Genomic DNA, 15,466 nt, shown 5'->3' with positions numbered 1-15,466 from the left:
TCGAGCCACCGTCAGGGCGCTGAGCACCGTGGCGCTGGGTTGCCGAGCGACCGGAAGGTGGCTGAGACGCACCCCGAGAAGCCGACCCTGGCACGGTCACTGCGGTCACGGGTGGACCCAGGTCAGCCGAGCACCAGGCGACGGGTCGAGTCGGAGAGACCGCCGGCCGCCTCGGCGAGGAGGGACTGCTCCGTATCGGCACCTGCGCGGACATACCGCCCGGTGAACGCATCGAGCGAGCCCGAGGCCAGAGCCAACGCGAGGTCGGTGACCTGCTGCGGGGTCGTCCAATCACCGGTGGTGCGGTGATCGTGGACGGGCATCGACTTCGTCATCGACGTCTCGACGACACCGGGCGCCATCTCGAAGATCCGCAGACCCTTCTCATGCCCGAAGTGGACAACCGAATCGGCGATCCGGAACAGCGACGCCTTCGACGCCGAGTACACCGAATACGCCGGCGTCCCCGTCGCCCCCGACCCCGAGTTGAGATCGATGATCGCACTCGTCCGACCGGTCGCCACGGCGGCATCGATGAGCACGGGCGCGAACGCGTTGACCATGAGCGCGACCCCGAGGACGTTCGCTTCGACGACGAGGGCCAGGCTCTGAGGATCGGCGTCCCAGAGCGGACCTTCCGTCGATTCGATCCGCCCGGCATTGTTGACGAGCACCTGCAGACGCTGCCCGGTCTCCTTCTCCAGGCTCGTCACCTGGGATTTGAGCTCGGCGACCGAATCGACGTCGTCGACCGTGAGTCCGAAGCCGGTGGCCTCTCCCCCGGTCGCGAGCGCCACTTCGGCAGCCGCCTCCCGGGCCTTCGTCGCCGAGGTGGCCGTGAGGACGACGCGGTAGCCGGCCTTCGCGAACGCCTCGGAGAGGTGACGCCCGATGCCGCGGGCACCCCCGGTGATGAGCGCGATCGTCTCACGCGGCACCGCGGTGGCCCCGCCACCGGCCTGCTGGCCGGGCAGCTTCGTCCCGTACGGAAGGTTCTCACTCATGGGTCGGTCTCCTCACTCGTCGACTGGTGATCAGACGGATCAGCTGCGCACCGTGTCAGCTGCGCACCTGGGCACCGTGGCGCTCGGTCGCGAGCGCCGTCGCGGCCTCCCGCATCGCCGAGGCCTCATCGGCCTTGAGCGTGCGATCCGGGGCCCGGAACGTCAACCGGAACGCCAGCGACTTCTTGCCCTCGGGCAGCTGGTCGCCGGTGTAGAGGTCGAAGATCTCGAGCGCCTCGAGGTCGTCGCCGGCCCCTTCGGTCAGCGTCGCCGCGAGGGTCTGCGCGGGCAGGTCGGCATCGACGACGAGCGCGACGTCCTGCCGGGACACCGGGTACGTCGAGAGTGCGCCGTCCCACGTCCGCAGGTCCGCCTGCGCCAGCAGCGCATCGAGGTCGATCTCGAAGGCGACGGTGCGCGCCGGCAGGCCGAGGTTCTCGATGACCTTCGGATGCAGCTCACCGGCGTATCCGAGCACGCCGCCGCCGGCGAGTGTGAACTTCGCGGCCCGGCCCGGGTGCCAGGGGGCTCCGCGTTCGGCCTCGACGCTGACCTCGTCACCGCTGACTGCGGCGATCCGGCGGACGATGTCGATGACATCGGCGGCGTCGGCCCGCCGGCCCTTGCCCCACACTCCTGGGAACTCCGCATGTCCGGCGACGACTCCCGCGTAGTGGTAGGGCTGTGCCGGCACCGAGGCGTAGATCTCCTCGAGCTGCTCAGCCGTCGGGTGGTAGCCGGGCAGGAAGCGCGGTCCCGGTGTGGTCGGCAGGTCCGCTGCCGAGGAGACGAGTCCGGCTTCGAAAAGCGCGACGTCCTTGGCCCCGCGACCGAAGTTGCGGGTCGCGACGTCGAGCAGCGTCGAGAGCAAGGTGGTGCGCAGCAGCGGCAGGTCCTCGGACATCGGGTTGGCCAACCGGATGTGGAGGCGCCGGGGATCGTCGGCCTCGAGCCGCATCTCGTCATCGCGCTTCGCCGAGGTGAACGGGTAGCTGAGGACTTCCGTGAACCCGTCCGCGGTGAGCAGATTGGAGATCCGACGGCGTGCCCGCTGGGCGTCGGTCAGTCCCGCACCGGCACGTGCGGCCGGCTGGACCGAGGGAATCCTGTCGTAGCCGCCGGTGCGCGCGACCTCCTCGACGAGGTCGATGTCGGCGGTGATGTCCGAACGCCAGCTCGGCACGGTCACCCGCAGCAGTCCGTCGCCGCGGTCCTCGACACCGGCGCCGATGCCCTCGAGCAGGGAGATCGCCTCGGCGGCGGAGTAGTCGACGCCGACGACGGAGGAGACCCGGTCGACGGCGAGGTCGATGACGGTGGGCTCCGGTGCGTCGCCGATCTGCGCCGTCGCGGCGCTGAGCGTGCCCCCGGCGAGCTCGACGAGGAGGTCGGCGCAGCGCCGGGCGGCCACCGGTCCCAGCCGCGGGTCGACACCGCGTTCGAAGCGACGCGAGGCCTCGGAGGAGAGCTTGTGCCGCCGCGAGGTCCGGGCGATCGAGATCGGGTCGAAGTGCGCGGCCTCGATGACGACGTCGGTCGTCGCGTCATTCACCTCAACGGCCGCACCGCCCATGACCCCGGCGAGGCCGATGATCTTCGACGAGCCGTCGGCGCTGCGATCGGTGATGAGAAGGTCCTCGGCATCGAGGGTGCGCTCGACGTCGTCGAGCGTCGTGAACTTCTCCCCCGCCTCGGCGCGTCGGACGACGATCTCCTCGCCCAGCAGTGCGGTGTCGTACGCGTGTAGCGGCTGCCCGAGTTCGAGCATGACGTAGTTCGTGATGTCAACGACGAGGCTGATCGGGCGCATGCCCGCCTCGATGAGGCGACGGCGCATCCAGTACGGCGTCGTCTTCGTCGGGTCGATGCCCGTGACCTGCAGGGCGGTGAAGACATCGGATCCGGGCACGCCGTCGATGGGACGGGCGTCGTCGATGACGACCGGGAAGCCGTCAGCGGTGGGGGCGTTGACCGCGGCGACCTCGGGGCTGCCGATGTCGGTGAACGACTGCCCCTTCATCTGCGCGTACTCCCGCGCGATGCCGCGCATCGACAGCTGGTACCCGCGGTCGGGGGTGACGTTGACGTCGAGGGTGACATCGTCGAGGCCGAGGAGGGCGATCGCGTCGTCGCCCGGTTCGCCGCTCAGTCCGAGGTCGGTGAGCACGATGATGCCGTCATGATCCTCGCCGAGGCCGAGCTCGGCGGCCGAACAGATCATCCCGTCCGAGGTGTGACCGTAGGTCTTGCGGGCAGCGATCCGGAAGTCACCGGGGAGGACGACGCCGGGCAGGCTGACGACGACGAGGTCGCCGGGCACGAAGTTGTGGGCACCGCAGATGATGCCGCGGCTCGGACGCTCCTCGCCGGGCTGCGGGTCCTTCGGATCGTCGGCGGCCTCGTTGTGCTCGGGACCGACGTCGACCCGGCACCAGTTCACGGTCTTGCCGTTCTTGTGCTCCTCTTTGACGAGGTCGAGGACACGACCGACGACGAGGGGTCCGGTCACCTCGGCGCCGAAGTAGTCCTCCTCTTCGAGCCCGATCGCGGCGAACTCCGCGGCGAGGGCGTGGGCATCAGTGTCGGCCGGGTAGTCGACGTAGTCGGCCAGCCAGGAAAGTGGGACGCGCATCTCTCAAGCCTTCATTCCGAAACGGGCCGAGAAGCGCACATCGCCTTCGACCATGTCGTGCATATCGTTGATTCCCTCCCGGAGCATGAGCGTGCGCTCGATGCCCATGCCGAACGCGAAGCCCTGGTAGACCTCGGGGTCGATGCCGGCGGCGCGGAGCACATTGGGGTGGACCATGCCGCAGCCGCCCCATTCGATCCAGCCGGGACCGCCGACTTTGTTGGGGAACCAGAAGTCCATCTCCGCGCTCGGTTCGGTGAACGGGAAGAAGCTCGGGCGCAGTCGGGTCATCGACTCCGGGCCGAACATCTCCCGGGCGAAGCCGTCGAGGGTGCCCTTGAGGTTCGCCATCGTCAGACCCTTGTCGATCGCGATGCCCTCGATCTGGTGGAAGACCGGGGTGTGGGTGGCGTCGAGCTCATCGGTGCGGAACGTCTTGCCCGGGCACACGACGTAGAGCGGGACTCCGCGTTCGAGCAGGGACCGCGACTGCACCGGCGAGGTGTGGGTGCGCAGGACGAGACCGGCCTCGGGCGGGTCGACGAAGAACGTGTCCTGCATCTGGCGGGCCGGGTGGTCGGGACCGAAGTTGAGGGCGTCGAAGTTGAGCCATTCCGCTTCGATCTCAGGTCCCTCGGCGACCTCCCAGCCGAGGCCGACGAAGTAGTCCGCGGCCTGTTCCTGGATGAGGGAGAGCGGGTGGCGAGCGCCGAGCCCGCGCCGATCGCTCGGCAGGGTGACGTCGATGGCCTCGTCGACGAGGACCGCGGCGTCGCGTTCGGCCTCGAGCTCGGCCAGGCGGTCGTCGTGGGCCTTCTTCACCCGTCCGCGGGACTGTCCGACGACCTTGCCGGCGGTGGCCTTGTCGGCCTTGTCGAGTCCGCCGATCGCGCGGTTCGCCAGTGCCAAGGGAGACTTGTCGCCCATGAAGTCGATCTTCGCCTGCTTGAGGTCATCAAGGGTGGCGGCGTCAGCGAATGCGGTCAGTGCCGTGTCCACGGCGGCCTGCACGGCTGACTCGTCCAAGGGGTCCAAGTGGTCTGTCATCGATGTCCTTTGCGCGTGTGCCTATGCCGCAGAACAGTCTATCCCTTCGCCCCCCCTCCCCCGACGGTCGGCGTCCGGGTGCTGACCACGTTCCGGCGCCGAGGCAGTCCTCCGTGTCCGATTCATCACCCACCCGTGCTCTGCGGGTCCAGTCGCGCTAGTGTCGAGACATGACGACGAATCCAGTCAAAGCCTCCGATGTCATGGTCCAGGCGCTCGAGAACGAAGGCGTCGAGAGGATCTTCGGGATCCCCGGGGAGGAGAACCTCGACTTCGTCGAGTCCCTGCGCGAGTCCTCGATCGAACTCATCATCACTCGTCATGAACAGGCCGCCGCTTTCATGGCCGCGACCTACGGCCGGCTCACCGGCAAGCCCGGCGTGTGCCTGACGACGCTCGGGCCGGGGGCACTCAACCTCGCGACCGGGGCCGCGTACGCCAACCTCGGCGGGATGCCCGTCGTCATGATCACCGGTCAGAAGGGCATTCGGACCGCGGAGCAGGCGCGCTTCCAGATCGTCAACACGGTCGCCGCGATGGGCCCGCTGACGAAGTCGACGCATCAGATCACCTCGGCGACGATGATCCCCACCATGGTCAGGGAGGCGTTCCGGGTCGCGCAGGACGAACGTCCGGGGCCCGTCCACCTCGAACTGCCCGAGGACATCGCCGCCACCCCGGTCTACAACTTTGAGCTCATCCCGCCGCACCGGATGATCCAGCCGGTCGCCCCGGACGCTTCGCTCGAAGCGGCCGCGAAGATCATCCGGGAAGCCGAGCGTCCCCTGCTCATGCTCGGCGCCGATGCCTCTCGCGCCGGCTGCCGACTCCCCCTGGCCGAGTTCGTGCCCCGCGTCGGGATCCCCTACTTCACGACGCAGATGGGCAAGGGGTCGGTGTCGGGGTCGAGCGAGCTCTACATGGGCACGGCGGCGCTGACCGAACGCGACTACGTCCACGATGCGATCGAGAGCGCCGATGTCATCGTCACGATCGGCCACGACACGACGGAGAAGCCGCCGTTCACGATGGACGAGGACGGTCCGACCGTCGTCCACCTCAACTTCCGCGCCGCAGTCGTCGAACAGGTGTACTTCCCGCAGCTCGAGGTCGTCGGGGATCTCGGTCCCACTCTCAACCGGCTCGCCGACCTGCTCGAGGGGCAGGTGCCCAATGCGCAGGCGCTGCTGCCGATGCGCTCGGGGATCCTCGCGAAGATCGAGGAGGGCTCGACCGAGCACCGGTTCACTCCGCAGCGGATCATCCACGATGTCCGCGCCGTCATGCCCGTCGACGGCATCGTGGCGCTTGACAACGGGATGTACAAGATCTGGTTCGCCCGCAACTACCGCACCACCAGGGCGAACACTCTGCTGCTCGACAATGCGCTGGCGACGATGGGGGCCGGGCTGCCCTCGGCGATCGCCGCGAAGCTCACGCATCCCGAGTGCCGGGTCATGGCGGTCGCCGGCGACGGCGGGTTCATGATGAACAGCCAGGAGATGGAGACCGCGGTGCGCCTCGGCCTCGATCTCGTCGTCCTCATCCTCGAGGACAGCGGCTACGGGATGATCCAGTGGAAACAGGCCGTCGACGGGTTCCCGGACTTCGGACTGCAGTTCGGCAACCCCGACTTCGTCACGTACGCCGAATCGTACGGGGCGAAGGGGCGTCGCCTCGACAACGTCGATGACCTCCAGGGTGCGCTCGAGACGGCGTTCGAGGAGGGCGGCGTCCAGCTCATCGTCATCCCCATCGACTACTCGGAGAACCAGCGGGTGCTCACCGAGGAGCTGCGGAACCGGTGATCACCGGCGCGTGAACCGCGTGAGCTTGGGGCTCTGCGTGGCCGTGGGCGCCGGGGTGTCGATGTCCGTCGCCGAGGCGGCTGATCCGTCGGCGCGCACGCTCGCTCGACGATGATCCCGAGTTCGCGGGCGAAGAGTTCGGCGAAGACCATGAGCTGCTGGTCGTCGATCGTCGCTCCGCGCAGCGCCTGGATGCCGGTGATCCTGTGTGGGGCGAGTCCCCGCAGGTCGACGCTGCGCAGCGTCGAGCCGGCGAGCTGGAGGCTTCCGACCGTCGAGCCCGGGAATGCGACGCGGGTGGCCGTCGCCATGTCGAGGTCGAGTTCGTCGATCGCGCAGCCCCGGAACTCGACATCGGTGAGCTTCGCCGAACGCAGGTTGAGGTAGGAGATCCGGCAGTTGTCGATGACGACCTTCTCCCACACGCTGTCGTAGCAGACACCGGCACCGATCCGGCACCCGGAGACCTCCGTGTGGACGAGATTCGCCCGCGGCATCATCAGCGTGTCCGCGCGGGAGTCCGTGAGCCGCACCCCGGACAGACGCGCGCCGGTGAGGTCGGCGTGCCCGTCCGACCCGCCGAACGTCACCCGGGTGAGCGCGGAGTCGAGGAACGTCGCTCCCTTGGCATCCGCCTCGGCGAGGTCGAGGTCGGTGAAATCGAGCCCTTCGAGGAACTCGTCGGACCCGATATCGCCGAGGAGGCCCTGAGCGAGTTGTCCATGCGTGATCGTCGGTGGCTTCGGTGCGGCAGTCGTCATGGGTGCAGACTATCGGCGAGCGGTGACACGGCTGCCCCTGCCCAACCGTGTTCGTCCCCACTAGACTGCAGGCATGAAGCCACTGACGACGATCCTGTCATTGCCCGTCGCCGACCCTCAGGCCACCGCGAACTTCTACGTCGATGGACTCGGACTCGAAACCGACGGAGTCGAGGACGGTATCGTCGCCTTCGAACTGCCCAATCTTTCGATCTTCTTCATCGCCGCAGACGAATACGGCCAGTACCTCGAGCTCTCAGGCCAGCCCGGTTCGAAGAACCCTGTCCCGGGCGCCAGCATCATCTCCTGTGCCTTCGCCACCCGAGCTGAGGTCGATGAGGTGCTCGACCGTGCTGTCGCCGCTGGCGGGTCAGCCGATGGGGGTCAGGACGTCGATGGTTCGTACATGGGCTACTTCGCCGACATCGACGGCTACATCTGGGAACTCGTCGCCAACTATCAGACCGCCAAGGCCGCAGATGCGGCGGAATAGTTTCGCAACTGGCGGCCGGTCTCGGAGGGCTTTCGCGCACGATGAACGCACAGTCGTCCGCGATTCAGTGTCGGTAGGAAGCTGAGGCGTCCGCCATAGCCGCCTTCGGAACATCGATGATCCCCAGTCTCTTCACTGCTGCGGCGTAGACGAAATCTTCCTTGAGAAGTGTCGTCGTCATGGGTGCAGACTATCGGCGGGCGGTGACATGGCCGTCACGGACGGCGAGCAAGTGGTGGGCTGGTTCAACAGGTGGCGTGAATATCGACGGTTCGGCGACGAGGTCGCCGCTCGTTCAACAGGTGGCGTGAAAATGTCGTCCCCAAAGCCCACATATTCACGCCAAGTGTTGAACGAGCGAGAACTCGCCATGAGCGTGCGTGAGACCCCTGTCCAGGACGCTGCAGCTGCGGCCCAGAAGGCTGAAGCCGCGGCCCGCTCGCCCGGTCGCGGCCCCGAAACGCCTCTGCTGACCGCCTGCTCAGCCGCGGCCGCCGACCCGCACGGCGGCCACGCCTTCACATCCGCTGGTTGCGGGCGGATTCGAAGATGCAGATGCCGGCGGCGGTTGCGAGGTTGAGGCTCTCGGCCTGACCGTAGATCGGCACGGCCACGGCGGCGTCGGTGACCTCGAGGTCTTCGGGCCGCATCCCCCACGCCTCGTTGCCGAAGACCCACGCGGTGCGTGCGGAGAGGTCGAGGCCCGACTCCCACGGGTGGTGGAGGTCGTGCGCGGCGTCGTTGCCGTCAGCGGCGAGGACCTGCAGGCCACGGGCACGGGCGAGTTCGGTCACTTCGGGGAGGCCGACACCCGTGACGACGGGGACGTGGAAGATCGACCCGGCGGTGGCGCGGACGGTCTTGTCGTTGTAGACGTCGACGCTCGAGGACGTGAGCACGACGGCGTCGGCCCCGGCGGCATCGGCGAGCCGGATGATCGTGCCCGCGTTGCCCGGGTCGCGCACCTGGGAGAGGACGACGATGAGCTGCGCGTCCTTGTCGACGACGGAGGTGAGCTCGACGTCGAGTGCCCGGCACACGGCGACGACGCCCTGCGAGTTCACGGTCGAGGCGAGCTCGGTGAGCACCTCCTCGGTGACGGTGGAGAGGAAGATCCTCGACCCGGCCGCCGCCTCGGCGAACTCCGGATGGCGCTCAGCGGCCGCCTCGGTGATGAAGAGCTCGTCGACGGCACCGTCGGTGGCCAGGGCTTCGCGGACGGCCTGCGGACCTTCGGCGAGGAACCGGCCGGCGGCCTTGCGCCCACGGCGGCTGAGCAGCTTCGCGGCGTTCTTGATCCGCTTCGACTGCGGCGAGGAGATGACATCGGGCAGCTTCATGGCGCACCTTCGTGATCGGGGTGGGAGAAAACAGGGTGGGAGAACAGACCAACGGCCCCGAACGCAGGGGTTCGGGGCCGTTGGGACAGCGTCAGCGCGCATTCACTGCGTCAGCGGGCTGTCCAAGCGTCAGTCCGGGCGGGACGTCAGGCTGCCGGGGTCTTCGCGGCGTTGACGTCGGCCGGGAGGGCGTCCTTGGCCACCTTGACGAGGTGGGCGAAGGTCGGTGCGTCGTTGACGGCGAGCTCGGCGAGCATGCGGCGGTCGACCTCGACACCAGCGGCCTTGAGGCCCTGGATGAAGCGGTTGTACGTCATGCCGTTGGCGCGGGCGCCGGCGTTGATGCGCTGGATCCAGAGGCGACGGAAGTCACCCTTGCGAGCGCGGCGGTCACGGTAGCTGTAGACCAGCGAGTGGATGACCTGTTCCTTGGCCTTGCGGTACAGGCGCGAGCGCTGTCCGCGGTAGCCGCTTGCCCGGTCGAGGATGACCCGGCGCTTCTTGTGGGCGTTGACTGCCCTCTTCACACGTGCCACGTGTTACTCCTTTGATTCGTTGCGTCCGGATCTCAGTCCGGAGTCTGGTTCAAGCTGTGGGGATCGGTCCGCAGCGGACCGTTCGGCCTCAGAGCGGCCGAGTCACTTGCCCTTGAGCTTGCCCAGAAGCTTGCGGGCCTTGGCGCGATCGCCGCCGGTGAGGACCTGGTCCGTACCGACACGGCGCTTGCGGCTCGAGGACTTGCCCTCGAACTTGTGCTGGTTGTTCACGCCTTCGCGCATGATCTTGCCACTGCCAGTCACGCGCATGCGCTTCTTGGCGCCGCTGTTCGTCTTCTGCTTCGGCATCGTGCCGTTCTCCTTTGCATTTCGTTGTGGGCAAGGGGGCGCCCACAACTACTTCACCCACCGGACACAGGTGTCCGGCAATTCGTTACCTGTTGCTCACGCCTCGGGCGCTGCGTTCTTCTCCGCAGCGACCCGATCGCGTCGGGACTTGACCTCGGCGTTGCGGCCCTTGGCATCAGAGGATGCCTTGCGGGCTTCGGCCTTGGCGTCGGATTTGGACTTGTGAGGAGCGATGACCATCACCATGTTGCGTCCGTCGACCCGCGGGGCGGATTCGACGGTGCCGAGTTCCGACACATCTTCGGCCAACCGGTTGAGCAGCTTGATGCCCATCTCGGGACGGGACTGCTCGCGCCCGCGGAACATGATCATGACCTTGACCTTGTCGCCGCCGGACAGGAACCGCGTCACGTGACCCTTCTTCGTCTCGTAATCGTGTTCGTCGATCTTGAGACGGAAGCGGATCTCCTTCAGCGCGGTGTTCGCCTGGTTCTTCCGGGCTTCCCTGGCCTTCTGGGCAGATTCGTACTTGTACTTCCCGTAGTCCATGAGTTTGGCCACGGGGGGCTTCGCCTGCGGGGCGACCTCGACGAGATCGAGATCTGCCTCTCGGGCGAGATCGAGTGCCTTGCGAATGGCAACGATACCGACCTGTTCACCATTGGGTCCGACCAACCGGACCTCGGGAACCCGAATCCGGTCATTGATGCGCGTCTCGCTGATGTGTTCACTCCTTTTTAGCTCAAATGGTGTCGTGGCAATGAAAAAGGCTCCCATCGACACGAATGCCAAGGGAGCCTGCACACACGATCACCGGGGTCTGAGACCACAGGATCTTTCCGTGAATACACCTCGACCCGCTGCCTTCATCCCCGATTTCCAACGAGGGGAAGAACATCAGATCTTCGGACCCGATCGCTCGTCGCGATCCAGGTGGGAGTCAGACTCCGCTTCGCACCGTATCCAGTGTACTACGGTTCATGACTCTTCGCACATCGCCACCCCTCCCGGCCACCCGGGACGTGGGAATGTGCCAAGCTTGACCCATGACCTCTCAAGACCCCAATACCGCCGAGGCGGTCGGCGACGTCACCCGCGACATCGCCGAGGTGCCCGCCGTCGAAATCATCACGTCTACGGCCGTCCATCTCATGTCCGCCGCCGCCGTGAAGACCGGCCTGGCCGAGGACACCCCCGGCCAGTCCGCCGCCGACCTCATCGACCTCGATGAGGCTCGCAAGCTCATCACCGCACTCGCCGGCCTCGTCACCGGTGCCGCCACCGTCATCGGCGACCATCACGCCCGCCCGCTGCGCGACGGCCTCCGCAGCCTGCAGCTGGCCTTCCGCGAGGCCTCGACGATTCCCGACGAGCCCGGCCAGGGTCCCGGAGAGAAGTTCACCGGCCCCGTCCGCTGATCGAGTCGAGGCTCGCTCCTTTGGGGCTTGGCTCTTCGCAGCTCGTCGCCTGACGCTTTTTTGTCCCTGACGGCTCCCGTTCACTGAGCGGGGGCCGTCAGTGCATTCACGGTCTCACCGCGTGCGTGGTCTCACCGCGTGCACGGTCTCACCGCGTGCACGGGCTCACCGGGTTCGCGGGCTTACCGCGTGCACAGTCTCACCACCCGAGTTCGGCGATGACCGCGGTCATGAGGTCGTCTTCGACGTCATCGAAGCCGGGACCGAACTGCCCGAACCGCAGCGAGCTGATGAGTCCGATGATCGCCACCCACGCGGTGACTGCCCGAAGCGTCGTGGCGGCATCGACGTCGATGCCGAGAGTGGCGAGTTCGGCGGCGACGCGCTCGACACCCGGGTTCGGCTGCGCGCAGGCAACCTGCCCGCGCACGGCATCCGCTGCGCCCGCATCTGCGGTGCCAGCTGCACCCGACCCTGGTGCGCCTGCAGTGCCCACCTCTGGGGCGTCCCCCGAGTCCGCAGCGCCCGCCTCGTCGACGAGGGTGACAAGCGTGGCCATGACGCGCGTGCCCAGCTCGACCGTCACTTCGCGCGGCGCCGCATACGCGGCGATCGGCGTGCCGTAGATGAGTGCCCAGCGCCGTGGGAACCTCCGCGACCACGCGAGCATCGCCAGCCCCAGCGTCGGCACCGACCTGTCGCGTTCGAGGGCGGCATCGACCGCCTCGGCGATCGAGGTGAAGGCGTCGGCGATGAGGATCGTGAGGAGTTCGTCGCGGGTCTTCACGTAACGGTAGACAGCGCTCGAGACGATGCCGAGCTCACGCGCGATCGCCCGCAGCGAGAGCGCCTCCGCCCCCTCGGCGTCGAGCATCCGATTGCCGATCTCGACGATGCGCGCTTCGGTCTCCGCACGCGCCTTCTCTCGCGGAGTCCGCTTCTTCTCCATTCCCTCACTCTACGGTGAGAGAGCACCGGAATTGAATGTGAGCACTGCTCTTGTTTTATCGCTGCGACGGGTCTACGCTCATATCGTCACCAACAGAGAGCAGTGCTCACATCTCGTGGCTGCTCGCCAGACGAAGGGAACACCGCCATGCGCTCAGCACTCGTCCTCGGCCTCGGTCAGATCGGCGCCCAGATCGCCCGCGACCTTGCCGCCGCCGGCACCGATGCCCGTGTCATGACCCGCTCGGCGCCGCCCGCCGAGGCTCTCGCCGTTCCCGCCAGCACCATGGGGTCGATCACGTGGACGCAGGGCGATGCGTCGAACGCCGCAGCTGTCCGTTCCGCCGCCGAGGAGGCGAATGCCGAAGCGATCTTCGCGTGTGTCCACGCCGCGTACGACTCGCGCGTGTGGGCGACGACCCTGCCCGGCCTTGAGGCGGCGATCATGGATGCGGCGGCCGAGCTCGGCATCCCCGTCGTCTTTCCCGAATCGGTCTACGCGTTCGCCGGGCTGGACACCCCGATCACCGCCGACTCACCGTTCTCCCCGGTCGACGACAAGGGCCGCATCCGCCGGCAGCTCATCGACGCCAGCGAGGCTCACCCGGCGCAGGTCGCGAGCGTGCTCGCCGGCGACCTCATCGGAGCGACGGCCACGCCGACGAGTTCGGTCGTGCGCCTCTGCATCACCGACCGCATCGCCGCCGGCCGTCGGGCAGTCGTGCTCGCGCGCACCGATGTTCCCCACGGGATCACCGTCATCGGCGACATGGCTCGGACGATGATCGACGCGGCTGCCGATCTCGCCGACACCGCCGACGCGGTGGTCGCCGGCCAGATTGACGCGGCGGCGGAGATTGCCGATCCCGCGACCACCGTTGCCGGTCCCACGACAGCCGTAGCCGGTCCCGCCACCACCGTGACCGACCCCGCCGATCAGGCAACCATCGCCGACACGGGCCGACAGCACCCAGCCACCGCCGACGTTCCCCGGCAACGCACTGTCACGGCCGGCGCGGGACGTCACCGTCTCGTCATCGCTCCGAGCGCCAATCCCACGCTCGCCGACATCGCCGCGTACACCCACGAAGCCATCGGCTCACGCCCCAGACAACCCGGCGCCATCCCCCACGCCGTCGTCCGAGCCGCCGGATGGTTCGACCGGACGATGTTCGAACTCGCCGAACTCGCCCCGATCTGGCGCCGCCCCTGCCTCATCGAGTCGGGTACGGTCGGCGACTGGCGCCGCGGAATCGACGAGATGGTCGCCTGAGGACGGGGCACCTCGGCGCGGTCCCCCACTGACCGCGGAACCACCTCGGCGCGGTTCGTCACCGCCTGCGGAACCACCACCCCACCGCGGATGGGCACTCACCACAGCCCCACCTCGGCGGGGATCGATCTCAGTTCTGCCCGAGGAAGATCCCGTTGCCGGGTCCGAGCGGCAGGTCGAAGAAGTACCAGATCGCCAGCAGGCCCGCCCACGCGAGCCAGAACGGGATGACGAACGGGAACATCCGGGAGATCACGGTGCCGAGGCCGGCGTTCGGCTCGTAGCGGCGGACGAGGCCGAGGAGGACGATCATGTACGGGTTGAGCGGGGTGATGACCTGTGTGGCGGAGTCGCCGACACGGAACGCGGCCTGGATGAACGCGGGCTCGTAGCCGAGCAGGGCGAAGAGCGGGACGAAGACCGCAGCCATGAGCGTCCACATCGACGATCCGGAGACGATGAAGAGGTTGAGCACGCTCGCGAGCAGCATGAATCCGATGATCGCGGCAAAGCCGGTGAGGCCGATCGACTCGAGCCCGGACGCGCCGGCCACGGCGATCCACGAGCCGATGCCCGACCAGTTGAAGAGGGCGATGAACTGGCCGAGGATGAACGCGAGGATGAGGAACGACATCATGTCGACGAACGACTGCCCCATCATCTTGACGATGTCGTTCATCGACCGGATCGTGCCGACGACGAGACCGTAGACGACGCCCATGAGCATGAAGTACGCGAAGACGATGAAGACGATCGAGGACAGCAGCGGGGACCGCGGCAGGAAGCCGCCCTCCTCGTTGCGCCACGGGGAGTCGGGGATGAGGACCGCGAAGAGGATGACCGCGGTGAGGGCGAGCGCGGCGAGGACAGCCCAGCGCAGACCCCGCTTCTCCGCCGGCTCGAGCGTCGGGCTCATCGCCGTCTGCGCGGCCTCCATCTCCTGCGCCGACACGGAGTTCTCCGCATACTCCGAGCCTGACGCCTGGTACTTCTTGTCGAGTCCCTGCGTCGTCGCATCGACGTAGTCGCGCGGCACGCCCTTGCGGACCATGTTCGGTTCGATGAGCTTGTCGATGATGAGCCCGGCGATGAGGGCGAGGACGATCGAGGCGACGATGTTGAAGTAGTAGTTCGAGACCGGGTTGACCGCTTGGTACTCGACCCCGGGCAGCGTCTCCATCACCGAGGTGGTGATGCCGGCGAAGAGTGCGTCGAGGCTCGTCGGCACGATCGACGTCGAGTATCCGGCGCCGGTCGCGGCGAACCCGCCGATGAGACCGGCCATCGGGTGCCGTCCCGCGGCCTTGAAGACGAGCGCGGCGAGCGGCGGGATGATGATGAATGCCGAGTCGGCCATGATCGACCCGACGACGCCGACGAACCCGACGGCGTAGGGCAGCAGCCAGCGCGGGCTCTTGCCGAAGGCGACGCGGACGGCCGCGGCGAGCATCCCCGACTTCTCGGCGACGCCGACGGCGAGCAGGATCGGCAGCACCGTCGCCAGCGGCGGGAACCCGATGTAGTTCTCGCCCATCGTCGTCGTCAGCCACGCCAGGCCCTCCCCGGTGAAGAGGCCCCTGATCGCGACGACTTCGTCGCTGCCGGGGATCGTCACCGACACCCCGGCGAGCGCCATCGCCGTTGAGATCGCCCCGGTGAGGAGGAAGAGACCGAGGAAGAGCGTGAAGGGCTCGGGCAGTCTGTTGCCGATCCGCTCGATCCCGTCGAGCATCCGCTGCCCGATTCCGACTTTCCCTGACGCCTGCGTTGACATGGCTCTCTCCTATGAACGCGCTGAGTTCGGGAGGAAACCGGTGAAGGGCCCGAACCGCCGAGGTGGTGCTCACTGAACTCGCGACTGCCCTGTCCGCCGGAATTGTCCGACGATCACAGTGCT

At 67.6% G+C, this 15,466-nt stretch carries 14 protein-coding genes; 4 read left to right on the top strand and 10 right to left on the bottom strand.

Annotation, left to right across the window (positions count from 1 at the left end; all coding sequences use genetic code 11):
• Positions 1 to 122: 122 nt before the first annotated feature.
• From ABD154_RS17370 to pheS, 3 genes are read right to left on the bottom strand one after another with little or no spacing between them, the layout of a single operon-like run.
• Entirely contained in the window at positions 123 to 1,004 is an 882-nt protein-coding gene (locus tag ABD154_RS17370) for an SDR family NAD(P)-dependent oxidoreductase (protein ID WP_198499089.1), read from the bottom strand.
• Positions 1,005 to 1,059: 55 nt separating this feature from the next.
• Positions 1,060 to 3,636, bottom strand: coding sequence for a phenylalanine--tRNA ligase subunit beta (gene pheT / locus ABD154_RS17365; protein ID WP_198499090.1), 2,577 nt, complete (start codon positions 3,634 to 3,636; stop codon positions 1,060 to 1,062).
• A gap of 3 nt (positions 3,637 to 3,639) precedes the next feature.
• Entirely contained in the window at positions 3,640 to 4,683 is a 1,044-nt protein-coding gene (pheS, locus tag ABD154_RS17360) for a phenylalanine--tRNA ligase subunit alpha (RefSeq protein ID WP_198499091.1), read from the bottom strand.
• 170 nt (positions 4,684 to 4,853) lie between these two features.
• Here pheS and ABD154_RS17355 point away from each other — a divergent pair, with 170 nt between their 5' ends.
• A complete protein-coding gene (locus tag ABD154_RS17355) occupies positions 4,854 to 6,491 on the top strand; it encodes an acetolactate synthase large subunit (protein ID WP_198499092.1) in 1,638 nt (545 codons plus the stop codon).
• Here the strand turns inward: ABD154_RS17355 and ABD154_RS17350 are convergent.
• Positions 6,443 to 7,252 (bottom strand): pentapeptide repeat-containing protein, encoded by an 810-nt coding sequence (locus tag ABD154_RS17350; protein WP_198499093.1) that lies wholly within the window; start codon positions 7,250 to 7,252, stop codon positions 6,443 to 6,445. The two genes, ABD154_RS17355 and ABD154_RS17350, sit on opposite strands and share 49 nt — an antisense overlap.
• Positions 7,253 to 7,325: 73 nt before the next feature.
• On the opposite strand from ABD154_RS17350, the gene ABD154_RS17345 reads away from it, so the two are divergent.
• Positions 7,326 to 7,745, top strand: a complete 420-nt coding sequence (locus tag ABD154_RS17345; RefSeq protein WP_198499094.1) for a VOC family protein — start codon at positions 7,326 to 7,328, stop codon at positions 7,743 to 7,745.
• 518 nt (positions 7,746 to 8,263) lie between these two features.
• On the opposite strand, the gene ABD154_RS17340 is transcribed toward ABD154_RS17345, so the two are convergent.
• The 4 genes from ABD154_RS17340 to infC all read right to left on the bottom strand — a co-directional run bounded on the left by ABD154_RS17340 (position 8,264) and on the right by infC (position 10,713).
• Entirely contained in the window at positions 8,264 to 9,085 is an 822-nt protein-coding gene (locus ABD154_RS17340; protein ID WP_198499095.1) for a TrmH family RNA methyltransferase, read from the bottom strand.
• Between the two features lie 146 nt (positions 9,086 to 9,231).
• Positions 9,232 to 9,621 carry a 50S ribosomal protein L20 gene (rplT, locus tag ABD154_RS17335; RefSeq protein WP_137825246.1) on the bottom strand — a complete coding sequence of 130 codons (390 nt, stop codon included), beginning with the start codon at positions 9,619 to 9,621 and terminating at the stop codon, positions 9,232 to 9,234.
• A 102-nt stretch (positions 9,622 to 9,723) separates the two neighbouring features.
• Complete coding sequence (gene rpmI / locus ABD154_RS17330) at positions 9,724 to 9,930, bottom strand: 50S ribosomal protein L35 (RefSeq protein ID WP_063250542.1); 207 nt, start codon at positions 9,928 to 9,930, stop codon at positions 9,724 to 9,726.
• 96 nt (positions 9,931 to 10,026) lie between these two features.
• On the bottom strand, positions 10,027 to 10,713 hold the full coding sequence (infC, locus tag ABD154_RS17325; protein WP_249121075.1) for a translation initiation factor IF-3: 687 nt from the start codon (positions 10,711 to 10,713) through the stop codon (positions 10,027 to 10,029).
• 263 nt (positions 10,714 to 10,976) lie between these two features.
• On the opposite strand from infC, the gene ABD154_RS17320 reads away from it, so the two are divergent.
• Complete coding sequence (locus ABD154_RS17320) at positions 10,977 to 11,348, top strand: DUF1844 domain-containing protein (protein ID WP_137825247.1); 372 nt, start codon at positions 10,977 to 10,979, stop codon at positions 11,346 to 11,348.
• Positions 11,349 to 11,547: 199 nt separating this feature from the next.
• On the opposite strand, the gene ABD154_RS17315 is transcribed toward ABD154_RS17320, so the two are convergent.
• Entirely contained in the window at positions 11,548 to 12,297 is a 750-nt protein-coding gene (locus ABD154_RS17315) for a TetR/AcrR family transcriptional regulator (protein ID WP_211979079.1), read from the bottom strand.
• Between the two features lie 147 nt (positions 12,298 to 12,444).
• Here ABD154_RS17315 and ABD154_RS17310 point away from each other — a divergent pair, with 147 nt between their 5' ends.
• On the top strand, positions 12,445 to 13,569 hold the full coding sequence (locus ABD154_RS17310) for an NAD-dependent epimerase/dehydratase family protein (RefSeq protein ID WP_344251758.1): 1,125 nt from the start codon (positions 12,445 to 12,447) through the stop codon (positions 13,567 to 13,569).
• Positions 13,570 to 13,699: 130 nt separating this feature from the next.
• Here the strand turns inward: ABD154_RS17310 and ABD154_RS17305 are convergent, their stop codons facing one another.
• Positions 13,700 to 15,343, bottom strand: coding sequence for an AbgT family transporter (locus ABD154_RS17305; protein WP_344251757.1), 1,644 nt, complete (start codon positions 15,341 to 15,343; stop codon positions 13,700 to 13,702).
• Positions 15,344 to 15,466: the final 123 nt, after the last annotated feature.

The sequence above is a fragment of the Brevibacterium sanguinis genome, assembly GCF_039528855.1.
Classification (GTDB): Bacteria; Actinomycetota; Actinomycetes; order Actinomycetales; family Brevibacteriaceae; genus Brevibacterium; species Brevibacterium sanguinis.
This window is presented reverse-complemented; position numbering and strand designations above follow the sequence as displayed.